The organism is Clostridium sartagoforme AAU1, from assembly GCF_000401215.1.
In the GTDB taxonomy this organism is placed as follows: Bacteria; Bacillota; Clostridia; order Clostridiales; family Clostridiaceae; genus Clostridium; species Clostridium sartagoforme.
This window is the reverse complement of sequence record NZ_ASRV01000106.1, coordinates 1-22,842: the sequence shown is the minus strand read 5'-3', so window position 1 is coordinate 22,842 and position 22,842 is coordinate 1. Positions and strand designations below refer to the sequence as shown.

Annotated in this window: 20 protein-coding genes, 1 tRNA gene and 3 pseudogenes; 19 read left to right on the top strand and 5 right to left on the bottom strand. The window is 27.0% G+C overall.

From position 1 onward, the window contains the following. The 3 genes from A500_RS08760 to A500_RS08750 all read left to right on the top strand — a co-directional run. The coding region (locus A500_RS08760) for a methyl-accepting chemotaxis protein (RefSeq protein ID WP_016207218.1) at positions 1-1,327 on the top strand (1,327 nt) is incomplete at its 5' end. Positions 1,328-1,437: 110 nt separating this feature from the next. After that, positions 1,438-2,103: a hypothetical protein gene (locus tag A500_RS08755; RefSeq protein ID WP_157453632.1), complete on the top strand. Its 666-nt coding sequence runs from the start codon at positions 1,438-1,440 to the stop codon at positions 2,101-2,103. 134 nt (positions 2,104-2,237) lie between these two features. Further along, a complete protein-coding gene (locus tag A500_RS08750; RefSeq protein WP_016207216.1) occupies positions 2,238-3,332 on the top strand; it encodes a PQQ-dependent sugar dehydrogenase in 1,095 nt (364 codons plus the stop codon). A gap of 86 nt (positions 3,333-3,418) precedes the next feature. Here the strand turns inward: A500_RS08750 and A500_RS08745 are convergent, their stop codons facing one another. From A500_RS08745 to A500_RS08735, 3 genes are all read right to left on the bottom strand, one after another. After that, positions 3,419-3,736: a hypothetical protein gene (locus tag A500_RS08745; protein ID WP_016207215.1), complete on the bottom strand. Its 318-nt coding sequence runs from the start codon at positions 3,734-3,736 to the stop codon at positions 3,419-3,421. Between the two features lie 82 nt (positions 3,737-3,818). After that, positions 3,819-4,136, bottom strand: coding sequence for a hypothetical protein (locus A500_RS08740; protein WP_016207214.1), 318 nt, complete (start codon positions 4,134-4,136; stop codon positions 3,819-3,821). A gap of 145 nt (positions 4,137-4,281) precedes the next feature. Next, positions 4,282-4,364 (bottom strand) — tRNA-Leu (locus A500_RS08735). 244 nt (positions 4,365-4,608) lie between these two features. Between A500_RS08735 and A500_RS08730 the strand changes: the two genes are divergently transcribed. The 15 genes and pseudogenes from A500_RS08730 (at position 4,609) to A500_RS08670 (ending at position 19,080) form a co-directional block, all read left to right on the top strand. Then, positions 4,609-5,301, top strand: coding sequence for an iron-sulfur cluster assembly scaffold protein (locus tag A500_RS08730; RefSeq protein ID WP_016207213.1), 693 nt, complete (start codon positions 4,609-4,611; stop codon positions 5,299-5,301). A 20-nt stretch (positions 5,302-5,321) separates the two neighbouring features. Further along, positions 5,322-6,320: a GGGtGRT protein gene (locus A500_RS08725; protein WP_016207212.1), complete on the top strand. Its 999-nt coding sequence runs from the start codon at positions 5,322-5,324 to the stop codon at positions 6,318-6,320. A 395-nt stretch (positions 6,321-6,715) separates the two neighbouring features. After that, positions 6,716-8,005 carry an NCS2 family permease gene (locus A500_RS08720; RefSeq protein WP_423219288.1) on the top strand — a complete coding sequence of 430 codons (1,290 nt, stop codon included), beginning with the start codon at positions 6,716-6,718 and terminating at the stop codon, positions 8,003-8,005. Positions 8,006-8,301: 296 nt separating this feature from the next. Beyond that, a complete protein-coding gene (locus A500_RS08715; protein ID WP_016207210.1) occupies positions 8,302-9,729 on the top strand; it encodes an amino acid permease in 1,428 nt (475 codons plus the stop codon). A gap of 132 nt (positions 9,730-9,861) precedes the next feature. Further along, on the top strand, positions 9,862-10,149 hold the full coding sequence (locus tag A500_RS08710; RefSeq protein ID WP_016207209.1) for a hypothetical protein: 288 nt from the start codon (positions 9,862-9,864) through the stop codon (positions 10,147-10,149). A 57-nt stretch (positions 10,150-10,206) separates the two neighbouring features. Next, positions 10,207-11,094, top strand: a complete 888-nt coding sequence (locus tag A500_RS08705; protein WP_016207208.1) for a LysR family transcriptional regulator — start codon at positions 10,207-10,209, stop codon at positions 11,092-11,094. 107 nt (positions 11,095-11,201) lie between these two features. Continuing rightward, a pseudogene (locus A500_RS08700) lies at positions 11,202-12,253 on the top strand (YeiH family protein). Between the two features lie 168 nt (positions 12,254-12,421). Beyond that, entirely contained in the window at positions 12,422-13,114 is a 693-nt protein-coding gene (locus tag A500_RS08695) for a response regulator transcription factor (protein WP_016207206.1), read from the top strand. A 106-nt stretch (positions 13,115-13,220) separates the two neighbouring features. Further along, complete coding sequence (locus A500_RS08690) at positions 13,221-14,534, top strand: sensor histidine kinase (RefSeq protein WP_172655010.1); 1,314 nt, start codon at positions 13,221-13,223, stop codon at positions 14,532-14,534. Between the two features lie 60 nt (positions 14,535-14,594). Further along, positions 14,595-15,821, top strand: a complete 1,227-nt coding sequence (locus tag A500_RS08685; RefSeq protein ID WP_016207204.1) for a hypothetical protein — start codon at positions 14,595-14,597, stop codon at positions 15,819-15,821. A 245-nt stretch (positions 15,822-16,066) separates the two neighbouring features. Further along, positions 16,067-17,284 (top strand): NADP-dependent isocitrate dehydrogenase, encoded by a 1,218-nt coding sequence (locus A500_RS08680; protein ID WP_016207203.1) that lies wholly within the window; start codon positions 16,067-16,069, stop codon positions 17,282-17,284. A 126-nt stretch (positions 17,285-17,410) separates the two neighbouring features. Next, the gene (locus A500_RS21685; protein WP_278245109.1) at positions 17,411-17,539 is read left to right on the top strand and encodes a hypothetical protein; all 129 of its coding nucleotides are present in this window, start codon (positions 17,411-17,413) and stop codon (positions 17,537-17,539) included. A 16-nt stretch (positions 17,540-17,555) separates the two neighbouring features. Beyond that, on the top strand, positions 17,556-18,227 hold the full coding sequence (locus tag A500_RS08675; RefSeq protein ID WP_016207202.1) for a glycerophosphodiester phosphodiesterase: 672 nt from the start codon (positions 17,556-17,558) through the stop codon (positions 18,225-18,227). Between the two features lie 69 nt (positions 18,228-18,296). After that, entirely contained in the window at positions 18,297-18,458 is a 162-nt protein-coding gene (locus tag A500_RS19935) for a hypothetical protein (RefSeq protein WP_016207201.1), read from the top strand. A 166-nt stretch (positions 18,459-18,624) separates the two neighbouring features. Then, positions 18,625-19,080, top strand: a complete 456-nt coding sequence (locus tag A500_RS08670) for a DUF3284 domain-containing protein (protein WP_016207200.1) — start codon at positions 18,625-18,627, stop codon at positions 19,078-19,080. Between the two features lie 44 nt (positions 19,081-19,124). On the opposite strand, the gene A500_RS08665 is transcribed toward A500_RS08670, so the two are convergent. Both A500_RS08665 and A500_RS08660 read right to left on the bottom strand, forming a co-directional pair. Continuing rightward, positions 19,125-20,069 carry an NAD-dependent epimerase/dehydratase family protein gene (locus tag A500_RS08665; protein WP_016207199.1) on the bottom strand — a complete coding sequence of 315 codons (945 nt, stop codon included), beginning with the start codon at positions 20,067-20,069 and terminating at the stop codon, positions 19,125-19,127. Between the two features lie 141 nt (positions 20,070-20,210). Further along, positions 20,211-21,442, bottom strand: a pseudogene (locus A500_RS08660) (aminopeptidase). Positions 21,443-21,636: 194 nt separating this feature from the next. Between A500_RS08660 and glsA the strand changes: the two are divergent. Then, a pseudogene (gene glsA / locus A500_RS08655) lies at positions 21,637-22,553 on the top strand (glutaminase A). The last annotated feature ends 289 nt before the right edge of the window (positions 22,554-22,842 follow it).

Genomic DNA, 22,842 nt, shown 5'->3' with positions numbered 1-22,842 from the left:
AGAAGAGCTAATTAATATTATAGATAATAAAAATTATATTGAGGCTAATGAATTTTACAAAAAAGAAATAACCAACGAAAAAATTACAATTGAAGAAAAGAGTAGTGAATTGCTTAAGAAACATAGTTTGAATGTAAATATATTATCTAATAAGTATAATGATGAATCTAATATAATAATAGTATTAAATTTAATAATGATTATCATAGCTATACTATTATCATATTTCTTACTAATTAAGTTAAAAGAAAAATTAAGCAGGCAATTGAAAAATATTAGTTCATATGCCAAGGCTTTAGGTGAAGGAAATCTAAATTATAGAATGAAAGATTATTATAATGATGAAATTGGAGAAGTTATAGAAGAATTAAATTTAGCTATAGAAAGTATAAAAAATATATTAAACCAAACAAAGAAAATGGTTTATACTAGTAATGAAAATAGTGAGAATAATGTAATTTCATCAGATAAAATTAAAAAAACAATAAGTTTAGCTAAAAAAGATACATTAAATACATCTGATAAAGTTGCGATGTTAAATGATGATTGTGAAACTGCAGCATGTAAGATACAGGAGATAATAGCAGTTACTAAGGTTATAAGTAAAGAAATAATCAAAAATTCTAATAATGCAAATGATATGAGTAAAAAAGCAATACAAATAGAAAAATTGAGTTTAAAATCTGTAGAAAATGCATTTAATATATTTGAAACTAAATCTAAGCATATAGAATTATCTTTAGAAAGAGGAAAGATAATAAAAGAAATAGAGAGTATGCTGAAAATAATAAATTCTATTTTTAAACAAATTAATCTATTAGCTATTAATGCTTCAATAGAAGCAGCTAAAGCTGAAAATAGTGGGCATGGTTTTTCAATAATTGCAGAGGAGATTAGAAAATTATCAGATGAAACAGAACTGAATTTAAAAAATGTAAAAGAAACTATATTAAGTGTTATATCTGTATTTAATGATATATCTAGAGATTCAAAAGATTTAGTTAAATATTTAAATTCAAAAGTTAAAGATGACTATAATTTACTAATAGACATTTCAAAGTCTTATGGTGAAGATATGAAACTATTATCAGAGGAATCGATAAAAATTAACAACTTAACAGAGAATATATTTGCTTATATGGGGGAAATAGGAGAGAAAATAGAAAATATAGCTATTTCTACTAGTGATATACTTAGTAATTCAAAAGATACTAATTCAGACATGTGCAAAATTGAAGAATTTATAAAAGGATTAGGAGATTCAATTGAAAATGAAAAAATAGTTTTAAATAAACTGAACCTATCATTAAATAATTTTATTATTTAAATTTAATAATTGAAAAATAGGTATTTAATAAAGTATATTAGTTCATTTGTATTATTTACTATATTCTGATAAAATATAGTAAATAAGACTAAAAAATATAAATTGGAGTAATGATGATGAAACTTATTAAAGGCTTAATTAAAACAATTAATAGTAACTTTAAAATAAAATTAGGAATATGTATAGGTTTAATAACAGTCTTTGCAGCTGTAGTTATAAGTGGTATGATTTATTCTAATAAAATAAATAAAATAAATTTATCTTTAAAAATATCTACTAATAAAACTAATAATGAAAGAGATGTTAATAAAGATAAAATATTAGAAAATGAAAAAAAGGAAAAGATAAAGTTGCTAAAAAATAAAATAAGAGAATTGGATTCTAATATAGATATAAGCAAAACAGAAAATAATCTTGATAAAGACTTATTGTTTTATGAAAATTTATATAATGATTTATTAAAGAAAAAGGAAGAAGCTATTATAGAAGATACAAATACAGATGAAACAATATATAATGAATCAATCCCTGTTATAAATGGAAATAATAATGAGAGCGGTTATAATAATATAAATGATAATCAAAATGAAGAGCCGGTAATAAATGAAGATAATAATCCAAATTCAAATGAAGAGGAAAAGGAACCAGAAAAAGAAGAAGTAATAGATGAAACAGATACTAATGAAAATGAATCAAAGCCAGACGATGAGAAAAATCCAGAGAACAACACAAATACTGAAGAGAATCAAGAAGTTAAGCCTAATACAGAGGAATAAAAAATAAATATAATTAGAATCTATTTTATATAACTTTTAAAAAACTTAAAAGGAGCATTTTAATAAAAATATCATAGTATAAACAAAGTGAATGTTTATACTATGATATTTTTTTATGATTGGAGGACAATGGTATGAAAAGAATAATCTACAGTCTTTTGTCTGATATGATGTCACGAAATTTAACAAATGCTAAAACAAGTATATCTCCTTCAGAAAAATTCCCTTATAAAGTAGAAGTAATAGCAGAGAATTTGAACATACCTTGGGCAATTGATATAAGTGATGAAGGAAAGTTATATTTTACTGAAAGAATTGGAAGTATTAGGGTAATTGAAAATGGTAATCTTAATTTTAACCCAGTAATTACATTAAAAGAACCTTTCATAAGCAGAGGCGAAGGTGGATTGATGGGAGTAGTTTTAGACCCAAGTTACTTACAAAATCACTATATATATGTAATGTATTCATATTTAGAAGACAATAAAGTTTATAATAAAGTAGTTAGATTAATTGAAAATAATAATAAAGCATTTATTGATAAAGTAATTTTAGATAAAATTCCAGGTGGGAGAATTCATAATGGTGGAAGGCTGAAGATAGGTCCAGATAAAAAGTTATATATAACAACTGGAGATGCTGGAATTCCTAATTTAGCACAAGATTTAACGAGTTTAGCAGGAAAAATATTAAGAGTTGAATTAGATGGAAGTATTCCTAAAGATAATCCAATTATTAACTCATCTATTTATTCTTTAGGACATAGAAATCCTCAAGGTTTAGCATGGAATTCAAATAGCATATTATATGAAGCAGAGCATGGACAAGCAGCTCATGATGAAATAAATATTATAAAGGCAGGAATAAACTATGGGTGGCCTATAGTACAGGGAAATGAGGTATCAAATAATATTTTATCACAAAAGCCTTTAATACAAAGTGGAGAAGAAACTTGGGCTCCTTCAGGTATTACATTTATAAGTCAAGGGCCTTGGAAAAGTAGATTGCTAGTTGCAAATTTAAGAGGAAGTCAATTGCTTAGTATTTCATTAAATGAAGAAGGAACAATGGTTACAAATGTTGAATCTATAATGAAAAATGAATTTGGACGGTTACGTGAAGTTGTTGAAGCAAAAGATGGATCAATTTATATAACAACAAACAACAGAGATGGAAGAGGAAATCCAAATATAAATGATGATAAAATTATAAAATTAACTCTTAATTAAATAGAAGTATTTATGTTTATATAAAAATAATAATAAGTGAGTTGTCTAAAGATAGATTACTCACTCATTTTTTAAAAATAAAAATTTTATGATAAAACAACCGAACCATTTCCTATTATTACTATTCTATAATGAGATGATAGTGGGTACAATTCGTACTTAGGTGAATTAGGTAATAATTTTATTGATTGCAGAATAGTTTCATCATCATTAAAAATAATAAAGTAAGCAAAATTATTATTTGATGAATTTGAAACATATTTTAAACTACTTAAAGGAATATCAAATTTACTTGCTTCATATACTCCTTCAGTAAGTAGAATAGGTTCAGCTTGAGGTTCGGCTTTAACAATATTAATAGCTAAAGTTAAAGATATTAGCAGCATAGTGATAAATTTTTTCATTATAATAACCACCTTTTATAAATATTGTAATTATAATATTATATAGAATTTATTTTAATTGATTATTAACATATAAATTTAATTAAGATAAGAATGCATCCCCATCTCCAATCAATATCATTTTAAAATTAGGTTCTAAGTCGTTTAATCTATACTTTGCAGAATTAGGTGTCATTTTTATTGTTTGTATTACAGCTTGCTTATCATCCAAGACTATAAGGTATAGATTTTTATCCTTAGAAATATTTTGAACTGTGGTAATAGTCCCTAATGATCTATTAATAGAATTAACATCATATATACCTTCTTTAAAGATATTAGTACTAAGTTGAGGGTCTGCTCTAACAATATTAAAATTTATAAATAAAGAAATTAAAATAAGAACAATAAATTTTTTCATAAAAATAACCACCTTTCAAGATTATTTTGACCATGAAATATTTAAATATACAGTAATTTGCTAAGAAATATAAATATATATAAAAGAAAAATGACTTTATCAAAAGGTAATTAAACCTAGTGATAAAGTCATTTCTTATAATTATTGGTGCCGGCAGAGGGAATCGAACCCTCACGGTTTCCCGCATGATTTTGAGTCATGTGCGTCTGCCAGTTCCGCCATGCCGACTGGTTGCAAAAATTATTATAGCAGAAATGTATTTGAATGGCAAGTATTAAATTTTTATGGCATAAAAGGTATATTTTTTATAATATAATATTGTTTGGATTTATTACATCTGTTATTATAGATGTAGGATAAATTTAACCCAGAGGGGCTATATTTGTCCCGATTACTTGTAGTCTACATACTTAACGAATTGTTATAAACATAATAAGACTATAGCAATCTATAATTAGGGAGGAGATATAATATGATGTATTCAAGAGAAGTGGAAGAAATGTGCATTGTTGCCAAAGGACCAAATCATGGACCAGCACCAATTCCTGTTGAAGGAAGATGGGTACAAGCTAAAGAGGTTAAAGACATTTCAGGATTAACTCACGGTGTGGGTTGGTGTGCACCTCAACAAGGAGCTTGTAAATTAACTTTAAATGTTAAGGATGGAATAATTGAAGAAGCATTAGTTGAGACTATAGGATGTTCAGGTATGACACATTCAGCAGCAATGGCTTCAGAAATATTACCAGGAAAGACAATACTAGAAGCATTAAATACAGATTTAGTTTGTGATGCAATAAATACAGCTATGAGAGAATTATTCCTTCAAATAGTTTACGGAAGAAGCCAAACTGCTTTCTCAGAAGGTGGACTACCAATAGGAGCTGGACTTGAAGATTTAGGAAAGGGGCTTAGATCACAAGTTGGTACTATGTACGGAACAGTTGCAAAGGGAACAAGATACCTAGAAATGGCAGAAGGATATGTAACAAAAGTTGCTTTAGATGCAAATAATGAAATCATTGGATATAGATTTGTACATTTAGGAAAAATGATGGAAATGGTTGCTAAAGGAATGGATGCTAACGAAGCAATGGAAAAAGCAACAGGTCAATATGGTAGATTTGACGAAGCAGTTAAAACTATTGATCCAAGACACGAATAGTTTGAAGGGGGAAAAGTATTATGCCATTATTTGAAAGTTATGAAAGAAGAATAAATCAAATCATTCCTGTATTAGAAAAATACGGAATGAGTAAAATAGAAGATGCAAAAACAGTTTGTGATGAAAAAGGAATAGATGTTTACGATATAGTAAAATCTACTCAACCAATCGCTTTTGAAAATGCTATGTGGGCATACACTTTAGGTGCTGCTATAGCAATTAAAAAAGGATGCACAAAAGCAGCAGAAGCAGCAGAAGCTATAGGAGAAGGCTTACAAGCTTTCTGTATTCCAGGTTCAGTTGCAGATGATAGAAAAGTTGGTTTAGGACATGGTAACTTAGGAGCTATGCTTTTAAGAGAAGAAACTAAATGTTTTGCTTTCTTAGCAGGACACGAAAGTTTTGCAGCTGCAGAAGGTGCTATAAAAATAGCTGAAAAGGCTAATAAAGTAAGAAAAGAGCCATTAAGAGTTATATTAAATGGTTTAGGAAAAGATGCTGCATTTATAATTTCAAGAATCAATGGATTTACTTATGTTGAAACTAACTTTGATTTCTTCACAGGTAAATTAGAAATAGTTAGAGAAGTTCCATATTCAAATGGACCAAGAGCTAAAGTTAAATGTTATGGAGCAAATGATGTTAGAGAAGGTGTTGCTATAATGCATCACGAAGGAGTTGATGTATCAATCACTGGTAACTCAACTAACCCAACTAGATTCCAACATCCAGTTGCTGGAACATATAAAAAAGAATGTGTTGATCAAGGAAAGAAATACTTCTCAGTAGCATCAGGTGGTGGTACAGGAAGAACTCTTCATCCAGATAATATGGCAGCAGGTCCAGCATCATACGGTATGACAGATACTATGGGAAGAATGCATTCAGATGCACAATTTGCAGGATCCTCATCAGTTCCAGCTCACGTTGAAATGATGGGTCTTATCGGAATGGGTAACAACCCAATGGTAGGAGCTACAGTTGCTGTTGCAGTTGCTATTGAAGAACATTCAAAGTAAGCTACTCTAAGTTGTATACTTAAAATAAACATCCCAATTTGATAAAAATTGGGGGAAAAATAAATAGATAAATTAGTCCCGTGTTTAGCAAATGGCTTTATGCGGGGCTTTTTTCATGACTTTTTTATTACTTTTTAGGTGCTATATTATTATTTAGTAAATTGGAAGTTTACTAAAATTATATTTGTGAATTAAAGTATTAATTACGAATTATAATAATAGATAAAATAAAAAAGTGTAGTTAAGAAAATGTTATCACAAAAAATATTATAAAAAATATTAATAATATTCGTTTTATACTTGGATTTTGTCGGAATTTAGTGTATTATAGTTCAGGGATTTATAAAATAATACGAAAGAGGGATAAAATGAAAACAATATTTAAAAATGATGGAATGGTTGATAATTATTTTGGTATAACTAAAAGTGGATCAAATATAAAAAGAGAAATTATAGCAGGAATAACTACATTTATGACTATGGCATATATATTAATAGTTAACCCTTCAATACTTTCACAAGCAGGAATGGATAGTGGGGCTGTATTTACAGCAACTGCAATTTCAGCAATTATTTCAACCCTAATAATGGGAGTATATGCTAAGCTTCCGTTTGCTCAAGCACCAGGTATGGGATTAAATGCTTTCTTTGCATTTACGGTAGTTATTGGAATGGGATACTCATTTCAGTTTGCATTAACAGCCGTATTTTTAGAAGGTATAATATTTATTTTACTTACTGCTTTTAATGTTCGTGAAGCGATAGTTGATTCTATACCAGAAAATATTAAAAAGGCCATCTCAGTTGGAATAGGTTTATTTATAGCTGTTATAGGACTTGAAGGAGCAGGCGTTATTGTTAAAGGTGAGGGAACATTAATATCACTTGGAGATATAACAAAAGGGCCAGCGTTACTTGCAATTATAGGAATAGTTATAACAGGAATATTAATGGCGAGGAATGTTAAAGGTGCATTATTTATAGGAATGATAATAACAGCTATAATAGGTATTCCAATGGGAATAACAAATTTACCAGATGCCATTATAAGTGCCCCACCATCAATTAGTTCTGTATTTATGAAATTTGAATGGCATAATATATTTTCAATAGACATGCTAATTGTCTTATTTACATTATTATTTATGGATATGTTTGATACAATAGGAACACTAGTTGGAGTTGCAACAAAAGCCAAGATGTTAGATAGTGAAGGAAAAGTTCCAAATATTAAGAAGGCACTTTTATCAGATGCAATTGGAACTACTTTAGGAGCTTGTCTTGGAACTAGTACAGTAAGCACATTCGTTGAAAGTGCTGCTGGGGTTGCGGAAGGTGGAAGAACTGGATTAACAGCAGTATCAACAGCAATTATGTTTACATTAGCACTATTCTTTGCACCTTTATTTGGAGTTATTACATCAGCAGTAACATGTAGTGCTTTAGTATTAGTAGGCTTATTTATGTTAGAACCTATTAAAGAAATAGATTTAGAGGATTGGACAGAAGCGCTACCTGCATTTTTAACTATAATAATGATGCCTCTAGCTTATAGTATTTCAGATGGAATGGTATTTGGAGTTTTATCATATATAATACTTAAGTTATTTACAGGAAAATATAAAGAACTAACTATTCCAACTATAGTAGTAGGAGCAGTATTTGTCTTGAAGTTTATGATATAAATAATAAAATAGCTTTATAAAAACTATAAAGAAATAAAACTTTATAGTTTTTATTGTTTTCAAAATAGTGATTCTAATTTATACATTTTATAATATGATAAGAGTTTTTAGGGAATTATAATAATATATTATGAAAAAATAATAAAAAATTAATATTATCAATAAAAGATTAAAAAATGTTAATATAATAAAAATATGTAAATGAAAAAAATATTTATTATTGTCGGAAGATACTGGTGTTGGTAAAATAATTATGGATTAATGATTTAATACTTAATATTTTAAGGAGGCGCGTTATGGGAGAAGACGCTAAAAAAATTAGGTGGTACAATCTGGCATTAATGGCTTTTGTATCAGTTTGGGGATTTGGAAATGTAGTAAATAATTTTGCAAATCAAGGATTAACTGTAGTTGTATCATGGATATTAATAATTGGTTTATATTTCGTTCCATATGCTTTGATGGTAGGGGAACTTGGATCAACTTTTAAAGATGGAAAAGGAGGAGTAAGTACATGGATTAGAGAAACCATGGGTCCAACTTTAGCATATTTTGCAGGCTGGACTTATTGGGTAGTACATGTACCTTATTTAGCTCAAAAGCCACAGGCAGTTTTAATAGCTCTTGGATGGGCTGTAAAACAAGATGGAACTTTTATAAATAATATGAATACACTTGTAGCACAAAGTTTAACACTAGTTGTATTTTTAGTATTCTTATGGGTAGCATCTAGAGGGGTTACATCTTTAAAGAAAATCGGGACTATAGCAGGTACTTCTGTATTTGTAATGTCTATGTTATATATCTTATTAATGGTAGCAGCACCTGCTATAAGAGGAGTAGAGATAGCTACTACCAATATAACAATACAATCACTTATACCTAAATTTGACTTCACATATTTTACAACATTATCAATGTTAGTTTTTGCAGTTGGAGGAGCTGAAAAAATTTCTCCATATGTAAATAATATGAATAAGCCAAGCAAGGAGTTTCCAAGGGGTATGATAATTTTAGCAGCTATGGTTGCTGTCTCAGCTTTACTTGGCTCAATGGCTATGGCAATGATGTTTGATGCAAATAATATTCCAAAAGATCTAATGATGAATGGTCAATATTATGCATTTAAAATGTTAGGTGAATATTATGGATTAGGAAATACATTCTTAATAGTGTATGCAATAGCTAATATGCTTGCACAAATATCAGCATTAGTATTTTCAATAGATGCTCCTCTTAAAGTTTTAATTGGAGATGCTGATAAAAATTATATACCAAAAAAATTAACTAAAACTAATAAATACGGAGCTCCTATAAATGGATATCTTATGACAGCTATTTTAGTTGGTATATTAATTATGGTTCCAGCTTTAGGAATCGGAGATATGAATGCTTTATTTGATTGGTTATTAAAGCTTAACTCAGTAGTAATGCCATTAAGATATTTATGGGTATTCTTAGCGTTTATAATGCTTAAAAAACTTTCAGACAAGTTTAATTCAGAGTACAAGTTTGTAAAAAACAAGAGTATAGCATTGGGATTTGGAATTTGGTGTTTCTTCTTTACAGCATTTGCTTGTATAATGGGGATGTTCCCAAAAGGAGTAGAAACATATTCAAGTGCTTGGTGGTTCCAAATCTCTCTTACTGTATTAACAATTTTAGTTTTATTGGGATTAGGAGCTATTTTACCAAAAGTTGCAAAAAAAAATAAATCTATATAACAAAAAACTATAAGGTATAACAAACCTTTTAAAGAAATATTGGTTATCTCTTATTGAAAAGACTTTATTACTGTGGTATAATATATTCATAGTAGTGGAAAATAACAATATGAAATAAAGAGGTAGTTTATTATGAATAGTGGATTAAAAACAGGGTTATACATAATAGGTAGTTTTTTAATAATTGGATTAGTTGCATCTGTAGCTATTCAACTTTTGATATGGATTTTACCTATTATAGTAGTTCTTTATGTTATATTAAAAATAAGCAAATATTTTTCAGGTAAAATTGGTAGAAACTCAAACAATACTAATTATACTTCAGAATTTGACTCTAATTTTAGTGATGAAAATTCAACTAAGATTGATGATTCTTCTAATGAAGTAATAGATGTAGAATATGAAGATATAAGTAAATAGTTATTTTAGAACTCAGCAATTGCTGAGTTCTTCTATTTAAAACAAGGGGGGGATATTGTGAACTTTAGAAAGCTTAAGATATTCTATGAAACTGCTAGATATTTAAATATGACAAAAGTAGCAAAAGAAATGTATATAAGCCAACCTTCAATTAGTCAAAGTATAAATGAGTTAGAAGCAGAGCTAGGTGTAAAGCTGTTTGATAGAATAGGGAAAAAGCTATATTTAACTCATGAGGGACAAACTTTTTTAAATTATACAAGAAGAATTTTGAATTTATATGATGAAGGTGTTAAAAACTTAAGAGAATTCACATATAGTAGAAAAGGTAAAATTAGTATAGGTGCAAGTACCACTATAGGAATATATATACTTCCAGAAATAATTAAAGACTTTTCTAGTGAGTTTAAAGATATTGAAATATCTCTAATAATTGAAAATACAAAAAATATTGAGAAATTGATTCTTGAAAATAAAATAGATTTTGCATTTGTTGAAGGAGAAATTTATTGTAATGAAATAATAAAAGAAGTTGTATGGAAAGATGAGTTAGTATTTATATGTGGAGATAAAAACAACTTAAGAAATTTTGAAATAGTTCCAGGAATAGTACTAGAGGAACAAAGATTAATTATGAGAGAAGGGGGAAGTGGGACAAGAGAACATACAGAAGGTTTTCTGAAAAAGAATAAAATAAAATTTAATACCTTTTTAGAATTAGGAAATACAGAAGCAATAAAAAGAACTGTTGAGGCAAATTTAGGTGTGGGATGCGTTTCATATAGAGTTATAGAGGATAAAATTAATTTAGGAAAATTATTTAGTTTTAGAATAAAAGAAGGAAAAATTGAAAGAGATTTATATTTAATAATACATAAGGATAAATTTATTTCAAAAAACATGAATTTATTTGTAAATTATACTAAAGATAAAAAATATATATAAGTAAAAACCTATTGTTATTATAAAATAATGATATTTCACCTTTCAAAAAAAGTTATCTATAATAGGATTCATAATAATAGTTATATGGATTTTGAGGTGAATATATTATGAAGAAAGTTATAAGTATAATACCTGGATTATTAGTTTGTTTAATTATAAGTGCTATTTCAAAAATATTAGGTGGAAATTTTCAACAATAGGAGCAGCAAGCTTTGCTATATTTATAGGAATAGTGTTAGGAAACACTATATTTAAAGAAAATAAATATGAAAATGGTACTAAGTTTGCAGAAAAGGATCTTTTAAATTACTCTATAGTTCTTATGGGAGCTAATTTGAATTTGAATGAAATATTACAGCTTGGATTCAATGGACTTATATTTATTATCTTACAAATGATTTTAACAATTACAATAACATATTGGATAGGTAGGAAACTAAAATTCAATAGAAAATATTGTTTACTTATGGCATCAGGAAATGCAGTTTGTGGTTCATCTGCAATAGGTGCAACATCTGCAGTTATTAAGGCTAAGAATTCTGATAAGGTAATATCTATAACAATAGTAAATATTGTAGGTACTGTCTTAATGATTTTATTACCTTTAATAACCGCAAATTTATATAAGAATGAAATATTTCAGACATCAGCAATGATTGGTGGTATCTTACAATCAGTTGGACAAGTAATAGGCTCAGCAAAATTTATTTCAGATGATGTAGTAAAATTATCAACAGTATTTAAAATAATAAGGATTATATTATTAGTAGTTGTAGTATTGTTTTATGAAAAAATAGACTTCTCTAGAGATGAATTTTTGGAAGAAAAACTAAATAATGAAATTATTAGAGAAGAAAATATCAAGGAAAAACATATAAAAAAAAGAAAACTAAATGTTCCTTGGTTTATTAATGGCTTTTTTATAATTTGTATATTATATACTGTAGGGGTTGTGCCTCAATTTATATCATCTATGTTTAAATGGATTAGCGGTAATTTTGAAGTTATAGCACTGGCAGGAATAGGAATGAGGGTCAAGATAAAAGATTTAATGAAACAAGGGCCCAAAGCAATATTATATGGGGCACTAGTAGGATTCTTGCAGATAATGTTTGCTATAATTCTGATATCAATTTTTTTATTACCTTTTCAGATATAACATAGTATAAACTATACAAGAATATAAAGATAAAATTGTTATTGTTGAACTTTCAATTCAAAATAATTAAAAATTAAAGATTGAAATTCTCTTAAAAGTATTGTGAAAATTAGAAAACTAGTAAAAAATTAGAAAAGAATATATAATGTTAATAAAAGAGGTGATACTTTGAGAGAAAATATATTAATAATTGAAGATGATGAAGATATAAGTCAGATATTAAGATTTTCATTAACTAGAGAAGGATATAAAGTTAAAATAAATGATAATGGATTAAGAGTAGAAGATGATATACAAACATTTAAACCAAATTTAATATTATTAGATATTATGCTAGGTGATATAGATGGATTTTCTATTTGTAAAGAAATTACAAATTATAAAATACCTATAATTATGATTACAGCACGAATTGATATTACAGATAAGATTCTTGGTCTTGAATTAGGCGCTGATGATTATATTACGAAACCTTTTGATATTAGAGAAGTAATAACAAGAATTAGAGTGGCTTTAAGAAGAAAAAAAGAAATTACAAATCAAAAGAATAAAGAAAATGTTTCTAGTGGAAATATTAGTATTTCTGAACAGAGTAGAATTGTAAAATGTAATGGCGAAGAAATAAAACTTAAACCAAAGGAATTTGATCTTTTATTATTTTTAGTCAAAAATAAAAATAGAGTTTATTCAAGAGATGAGTTATTAAATTTAGTTTGGGGATATGATTTTATTGGAGATACAAGAACTATAGATGTACATATAACAAGATTACGACAAAAGTTAAAAAAGGAGATTAACATAGAAACAGTTTTTGGAGTGGGTTATATGTTGAAAGAAAGTGATGCTAACAATAAGGCGTAAATATGGAATAGTATTATCTGTAATTTTTATTGTATTAATATTTATCTCCAATATAATATTAAATAAATTTTTCTATAGAAATTTTAAAGAGTATATCACAAATGATATGGAGAAAAATTATGAGGTTTCATTTAGCAGTTTAAATGATTATTTAGCCATAAATAATATTTATAAAAATGAAATGACAGTAAGTGATTTAAATAATAGTGTAATTAACTTTATTTTAAACAGAGTTTATTGCCAAGGAGCATTATATGACCTAGATGGTAACTTATTATTAAAAGGAACAGTTAATGAAAGCGAATTAGACTTAAATGTATATGGAATATCAGAAGAAACCTTGAAGATAGTTAAAGATAATAAGGCTATTATAGATATTGAAAGAAGGTCTAATGGTATTATTGGAAAAGTAAGTTACTTAATATATGGTAAGGATAAACAAGCTATAGGGGTTATGATGTTAGCCAATAACTACGAAAAGGAGTATATAAGAAATCAAAACATAAATGAATTAGTTAATTATATATTTGCTGGGCTTTTCTTAATTATACTAATTTCGATATATTTTTTATCATCAAAGATAGTTAATCCTTTAATACTTCTTAAGAATAAAGTTTCAGAAGTAGGAAAAGGTAGTTATCCTTCCAAAATTGATATTACTTCAAATGACGAGGTAGGAGTTCTGGTTGACTCATTTAATTCAATGAGTGAAAAGTTAAAAAAGAAGGATGAGCAAGAAAAAAATATATTTAGAAATATAACTCATGAGTTAAAATCACCAATTACTAGTATTTCAGGATATGCACAAATATTAAGTGAAGATAATTTTCAAGATGAGGAATTTAAGGCTATAGCTATAAAAAGAATTGTTTTTGAGGCTAATAGAATGAATGAGTTAGTAGGTACACTTTTAGAGATTTCAAAGCAAATAAGTGACTTAGAGGATTACTCCTTTGAAAATGTTAATTTAAAATTTATTTTAAATGATATAATACAAACTAATTTAATAAGTGTAAAGGAAAAGTCATTAGAAATAATTAATCAAACAAATGATATTAGTATAAAGGGCAATAAACAATATTTATATATATTAGTAAATAACTTAGTAGAAAATGCAATAAAGTATTCAAATGATAATAGTAAAATAATTATTGAATTGAAAAATATTAATGAACATACGATTTTTTCAGTTTTATCAGAAGGAAAGGTTATTCCAATCGAGAAGAAGGAAAGAATATTTGAACCATTTGTTAAAGTTGATGATAGTAGGAAAAACAAGAAAAATTCTCATGGATTAGGCTTATATATTTGCAAAAATATAGCAGAATCGCATAATGCAACAATAGAAGTAGATGTAGATGGAAATAGATCTAAATTTACCGTAAAATTTACACATTTTAACACTTTAGAAACATCTTAATATTATTCCAATAATAACTAATTATTATAATGAGTATATATAGTGATTGGAGGAATTAATATGAAAACAAAATATTTAGTATTATTACTTGTCATAGTAATGATAATGATACCAATAGGATGTTCGAAGGATAGTAGTGAAAATGTAGTATTAGGAACAGAAAAGATTATTATTGATGAGAATACAAAAGACAAGAAAAATGAAGATTTTCAAATTAAAAAGGTTGCAGAAATAGAACTTCCGGATACTGGAGCTATTTATAGAATGGCTTATATAAAGGAAAATATTATTCAACTTATTTATCAGAATGAAAATGATGTTATTAGAGAAGTAAGCATTGGTAAGTTAGACAGCGATAATAAAGTTAATTGGACTTATAAAAATCTTGAAGGGGAATCATATTCCGCTAATTCTCATAATGGAATTTATTCAAATAAGATAAAAAGGGATAATAAAGTATATGCTATTAATAAGGATGGCGAATTAGAAGAATTAGCTGTATATACTAAGTTAGTTGAAGAACAAGGCAATCTACTTTATGATGTTCATGATTCTTACAGAAATGGTACTATAGATGTAGTATTAGTGGGAGGTGAGAAAGAACAAAAATTTGCTTTAATAGATATCCCAAACGAAAAATATTATGTTATTCCAAAGGAATTAAGACATAATGATAAAGATGGGGGATTAAGAGAAGTATTAGGAGTAGATGGAGAGAGAATTTATGTTAACTATCAGTATGTAGAAGGATACTATTCAGATGATTTCGATCCAACTCAAGAGCATGATACAAAAAATACTATAGGATATATTAAGAATAATAAGTTCACTAAAATATTGTCAGATGATGATGGTATTGAAATTGATACTAGAGGAGAAATGCTTTATGAAAATGGTAGAATATTATTTTCAGGCTTTGCAGAAGGTAAAAATGGAATTTGGAATTATGATATAGATAACAAAAAACTTACAAAAATTGTAGATGTAGATAGTGGTACATTCTTCGAATTTCATATAAGTGAAAATAAAGATAAAGTTATCATAAGCAGTTTGAAACCTGCGTTAGAAAAAGATGAAAAACGGAATAATACTTTAAGTATTGCAAATATCAATGATAAGTTAGAAGTTACAAATATCACCAATATAGTTACTAATACAGAGGAAAGACATCATAAAATATTTGAAGGTTGGGCAAATAATGGGAAAACATTTTATATAAGATCAATTGTAGAGGATGAACATTATAACGGAACAAATAATTTAGAAGTTTATAATATAGTAGAATAAAAAGTAATTAGGAATGAATATCTACAAAATTATAATAGTGAAATCTTACTTCAATACAACACCATAAGTAAATTTGTGTAAACTGAATATAATGAACTCCTGCTTATAACGATGAAAGTAATAAATTATTATAAGTAGGAGTTTTTTTTAGTATGTAATTAGAGGCTAAATAAAACGTAATTGTAAAAAGCTAGTTTGTAATGTATAATTATCTTATTAAAAATTTATACAATGGGGGGCTAAACATGGATAAAATAAAGATGAAAACACCATTAGTTGAGATGGATGGAGATGAAATGACAAGAATCTTATGGGGCATGATAAAGGATGAATTGTTAAATCCATTTATTGATTTAAAAACAGAATACTATGATTTAGGATTAGAGTATAGAAATGAAACTAATGATGAAGTTACAGTACAAGCAGCAGAAGCAATAAAAAAATATGGTGTAGGTGTAAAGTGTGCTACAATTACACCAAATGCAGAAAGAGTTAAAGAGTATAATTTAAAAGAAATGTGGAAAAGTCCAAATGGGACTATAAGAGCAATTTTAGATGGTACAGTTTTTAGAGCACCAATAATAGTGGATTCTATTAAACCTTATGTAAGAACATGGGAAAAACCAATAACTATAGCAAGACATGCATATGGTGATGTATATAGAGATGTTGAAATGAAGATTGAAGGCAAAGGAAAGGCTGAATTGGTATTTACTAATGAATTTGGGGAAGAAAAGAAGGAACTTATTCATGACTTTGATGGTGATGGAGTAATACTAGGTATGCATAATTTAAATAAATCTATAGAAAGTTTTGCTAGAAGTTGTTTTAATTTTGCAATTGATTCAAAACAAGATTTATGGTTTGCATCAAAAGATACTATTTCTAAAAAATATGACCATACGTTTAAAGACATTTTTCAGGATATCTTTGAAAAGGAATATAAGAGTAAATTTAATGAAATGAACATAGAATACTTCTATACGTTGATTGATGATGCTATAGCAAGAGTAATAAAATCAAATGGAGGGTATATATGGGCATGTAAAAATTATGATGGTGATGTGATGAGTGATATGGTAGCAACAGCTTTTGGATCTCTTGCGATGATGACTTCAGTATTAGTTTCTCCAGATGGGGATTACGAATATGAAGCAGCTCATGGAACTGTTCAAAGGCATTATTATAATCATTTAGAAGGAAAAGAAACATCAACTAATTCAATAGCAACAATATTTGCTTGGTCAGGTGCTTTAAGAAAAAGAGGCGAGCTAGATAATATAGAGGAATTGATTAAGTTTGCTGATAATTTAGAGAAAGCATCAATACAAACAATAGATGATGGATGTATGACAAAGGATTTAGCTATCCTTTCAAATTTAGAGAACATAAAAGTAAATAATTCAGATGAATTTATAAAATCTATAAGAGTGAGATTAGAAAATTTATATAAATTACAATAAATTATTTGAAGTTAATAAAGGCTATCTAAAGTATAATATTTTAGATAGCTACTTTTTTTATACAAGAAAATGGTATAATTATTATTATGGGAATTAATGGTTCAAATTTGAGTTAGGAGAATATTTATGAAGAAGAAAGCAATTATAATTTTATTAATTATTTTAGGAGTGGTTTTATTGTTTAGCATGGGAATCTTTATATTAACAAAAGCAACTCCAATAGAAGATGGAAGTTTAGACTGGATAAAAATATAAAATATCCCATAGGGGATTGTATAATAATGAGGATATACCAGAAAATTCATTAAAGGCATTTAAGAAATCTATAGAAAATAATGTTGCAATTGAATTGGACGTACAATTAAGTAAAGATAATGAAGTAGTAGTATTCCACGATTATAATTTGGAAAGAATGACGGGCGCAAATAAGGATGTAAATGAATTAAATTATATTGATATTCTAGACTTAAAACTTTTAAATACAAAAGAGTATATACCAACATTAAAAGAAGTGTTAGAACTTGTTGATGGGAAAGTACCAGTACTTATAGAGGTGAAAAATGAAGATAAAGTAGGAGTACTTGAAAGTGAAATATATAATATTATAAAAACTTATAAAGGAGATATGGCTGTTCAGGCATTTAATCCATTTGTATTATCTTGGTTTAAGAAAAATGCCCCAGAAATAGCTAGGGGACAACTTTCAGGATCCTTTGAAGACTCCGATTTAGTTTGGTATAAGAAATTTTTATTGAAAAATTTGTTGTTAAATTTTGAAAGTAAGCCAGCATTTATATCATATGAAATTGATTGTTTGCCAAAATCTATAGTTAAAGTTCAACGTAATAGAAATGTGCCTATTTTAGGATGGACAATAAAATCAGAATCTGATATAGAAAAAGCTAATATAAATTGTGATAATATAATATACGAAGATAAATAAAATTTAATTACTTGTCATTAGAATAAAAACACCTTAATAATTTCAAACTATCATGAGGAGGTGTTTTATATGGCACATAAGAATAATAAAAATTCAAAAAATAATAAAAAATCAGGTCAAAAAACTAAGTCAGAATTGAAAAAAATGCAAATGGAAACTGCTGATGAAGTAGGTTATTCAAAAGAATCTAGAAAACTTGGCAAAAATAAGCCAAGAAGTGAAGATAATTAATAAATCATATAATATTATTGGAAACCTTCTGTTTTAACAGAGGGTTTTTAGTTTAATAGAAGTGAATTTAAATTGGTATAGACAAGTTGTGTAATCATTTAATTTATTATAGAAATTTATTAGAAAAGATGTAATAATATTATTATAAGAAAGTGGGGGATTTGATATGAGTATTTATAAAGGAAATATTATAATAAATTATCCAATAGAAAAGGTCTTTAAGGTATTTATAGATTTAAATAAACAACAAATACCTAAATTTAATGACAAAAATCCAACAGAAGTTAGCTATAAAAAAGTAGTAAAAACAGTAGGAAAGCAAAAAATTGAAATGGTAACTACTATAACAGGCTTTGAAAAAGATAATTTATATGAAGTTACAAATACAATTAATAAAGATAAGTATGTTTCTAGGTATGAGTTTAAGGGAATAGATTCAAGTTCTACAGAAATATCATTAAGTGAAAGTCAGGAAATATATGCTTTTTCTTCATCATTAACATTATTATTTGAGAAAATTACTGCAAAGAAAAAAATGAAAAATAAACTTGAGGGAATAAGAGAAGCTTTAGAACTTGAAATAAAAAGAAGATATAAAGAAAGCAATGATTCTATAAAGTAATTACAAAAAAGTTTCAGTCATTATAGGCTGAAACTTTTTGTGATTTATAATGCTTTTACAAGCTTATAATCTCTATAAATCGGTCGTTCATCACTATACCATTTATAGGACATTTCTAATCCTTCTTTTAGATATATAACAGGTAAATGAAATCCATTTTCCCTTAAATCCTTTATATTTAGATTAAAGTTGGTATTTCTAAAAGGGAAATAGCTTCTAACATCTAAATTAGAAATAGGAACTTTTTTTATATTAGCCTTCTTATTTAAGATACAGGCACAAAGATTTATAATTTCTTCAAAAGAGTATAAATTTGGACTAGTTAAATTATAAGCTCTTCTGTCATTATCGTTATAGATAGCACATTCAAAAGCCTTAACTAAATCTTGTATATGGATAAATTGAACTTTTACATCATCATCTGGAACTAGTATTATATCTTCATTTTCTAATTTATCAAAGAAGTAACATTCCCTATATAAATCATTTCCTTCCCCATAAATATAAGTAGGTCTGAAAATTGTTGCATGTAAATCTTCCTTTAATATTAATTCATTTATATAAGATTCAGCTTGAAGTTTATTATATCCATATATACCCCAAGTAGAATTTTCACCTTTATCAGCATCTTCTTTAATATTTCTATTAGTAGGGATATATACTGCAGCGGATGAACAAAATATATAGCGCTTCAATGAAGATGGATTTATACATGAAAATAATATTTCTACATCATCCTTAGAATAAGCAGATATATCAAAAATCACATCATAATTTTTATTTTTTAAAGAAGACTTTAAGGACTTCTTATCTTTTCTATCGCAAATTATATGATTTCTAAAGCCTAAATAATTAACTTCTTTTATTCCCCTAGTTAGAATATCAGTTTCATAGCCACGCTTAATTAGGTATTTAGCAAGGGCCTGAGAAACAAAGCCACTTCCACCTAATATTAAAACCTTAACCATTTTATCCTCCTTTAATCTCATAAAAAAACCCCTTTCATATATAGTATATAAATTATCTACATTATTTACATATAAAAGTAATATTAATCACTTTGAAATAAATATGTAAATTTATATTAACAATATAAATATATGATTGAAGACTTTTATATATTAAAGAAATTAAAAAGCCCAATTTCCAGAAGTAAATATTTTAATTTCTGTATTATCTTCAGTATATCCAGTAATATCTAAATCTTTAGTTCCTATCATAAAATCAACATGAATTATAGAATCATTGGCCCCTTTTTTTGATAACTCTTCATCACTTAAATTTTCTCCATTAATTATACAAGTTGGATAAGCTTTTCCGAAAGCTAAATGACAAGCAGCATTTTCATCAAATAAAGTATTATAAAAAATTAAATTAGAATTTGAAATAGGTGAATCATAAGGAACTAATGCCACCTCACCTAAATATTTAGCTCCATCATCACTATCTAATAATTTTTTAATGTCTCAAACCCTTCTTTAGCAGTAAAATCTATGACTTTTCCATCTTTAAAAGTTAAAGAAAAATCATCTATTAAATTTCCACCATAACTTAAAGGTTTTGATGAGACTACAGTACCGTTAATACCAGTTTTTTTAGGTAATGTATAAACTTCTTCAGTTGGCATATTAGCATTAAATTCTATTCCAGCAGCACATTTTTCTGAACCACCAAGCCAAATATGATCTTCAGGTAATTCTATAGTTAAATCAGTACCTATAGAGTTTTTATAATGAAGTTTTTTTAATTTATTAGAATTTAAAAAGTTTAAATTCTTACTAATATTATTGTTATGCTCATTCCAAGCTTCAATAGGATCATCACTATTCAATCTAACTACATTAAATATAACATCCCAAAGTTTAGATACAGCTTCTTCTGAGTTAGAATTTTTAAATACTTTTAATGCCCAGGCTTCAGTAGGAACAGAAACTACTGTCCAACGAATTTTATTTGACATTGAATAATCGTAGTATTCCTTTAGAGCTAATTGACGGCTTTTTTGGAAAGCAGCTATTTTATCCATTGGAATATTTTTGTATGCATCTGGGTCTGAAGCAGAAATTGAAATAACTGCACAACCTTGTTTAGCATAAGAATTATATGATTCAGCTATCCAGTTTGGTGTTTCTTTTAGCGTATCCATAGATGCATATTCAAGTTTAAGTTTTTGTAAACTTTGATCACTATAGTGAACCACAACTTCTTTTGCCCCTTCCTTGTAAGCAACTTCAGCTATAGCTCTTGAAAAATCTACACATTCTATTGGAGAATTAACAAGCAAAACTTGATCTTTTTGTAGATTAACTCCCTTTTTAACAGCAAGGGTAGCATATTTCTTTAACATATTCTTCATATCCATGAAATCACCTCTATTTTCTAAGTTATATCACTTATTTTGCCATAATATAGTAAGATAGTCTAGTTAAAATTTTTATACTTCAAATTACCTTATGAGTAATAATTATGTAGATTATTAATTAAAACATATATATAATATAAATACTTAGATATAAAGAGATTTTCATAAATGAAGGACATAAAGAGGTGATATATATGTTTAATTTGTTAAATACATTAGTTGATAAAAATAGGGAGTATGGAAGCAATGGAAAACTTGCATCATATATACCAGCTTTATTAGAGGCTAACCCAAATGACTTAGGGATATGTCTAGTAGATTTAAACGGAAAAGAGTTTTATGCTGGAGAGTGCGATAAAAGATTTACTATTCAAAGTATATCAAAAGTCGTAACATTAATTTTAGCTCTTAAAGATAATGGGAGATATAATGTATTTAAAAAGTTAATGTTGAGCCTACAGGAATGGGGTTTAATTCTATAGTAAATTTAGAGGTAAGGGATTCGGGAAGACCTTATAATCCTATGATTAATGCTGGTGCAATAGTAACAACATCTTTAATAAATGGAAAAGATATAAATGAAAAACTTAATAAAATATTAAATTTTATAAAAATAGTTACTAAAAATGATAGTATATCAATAAATAAAAGAGTATATTTATCAGAAAAAGAAACAGGAGATAGAAATAGAGCTTTGGCATATTTTATGAAAAGTACTAAAATATTAGATGGAGATGTAGAGGAAATATTAGATTTATATTTTAAGCAGTGCTCTATAGAAGTAAGTGCAAGAGATTTGGCTAGATTCGGATCTGTGATTGCAAATGATGGTGTTATCCCTTGGAGTAATGAAAGAATAATGTCTAGAGAGGTATGTAGAATTGTCAAAACTATTATGGTTACCTGTGGAATGTATGATGCATCGGGAGAATTTGCAGTTCATGTTGGGATACCAGCAAAATCAGGAGTAGGTGGAGGCATTTTAGCTACTGTTCCTAGGAGATATGGAATAGGAATATATGGACCATCATTAGATGAGAAAGGAAATAGCTTATCAGGATTACATATAATTAAAGATTTATCAGAAGAGTTAGATTTAAGTATTTTTTAATAGATAAATGTTAAGTTATAATAAAAATTAAAACTTTAAAAATGAAAGTAGATAAGTAAGTTTGCTAGATAAATAATTTATATAACAAATTTAATATATATTTATGAATTAACAAATAGCAAATTGGGAAATTTTATAAGAGAAGAGTTAAATAAGATATATAATTATAGGATATCAATATTCTATGATTATAAGTAAAACTATTTATATTAATTAAAATAGTAATGATTTATTAGCTNTAAAAATAAGTATAATTTATATAAAATAAACTTAAGTAGTAATACTTACT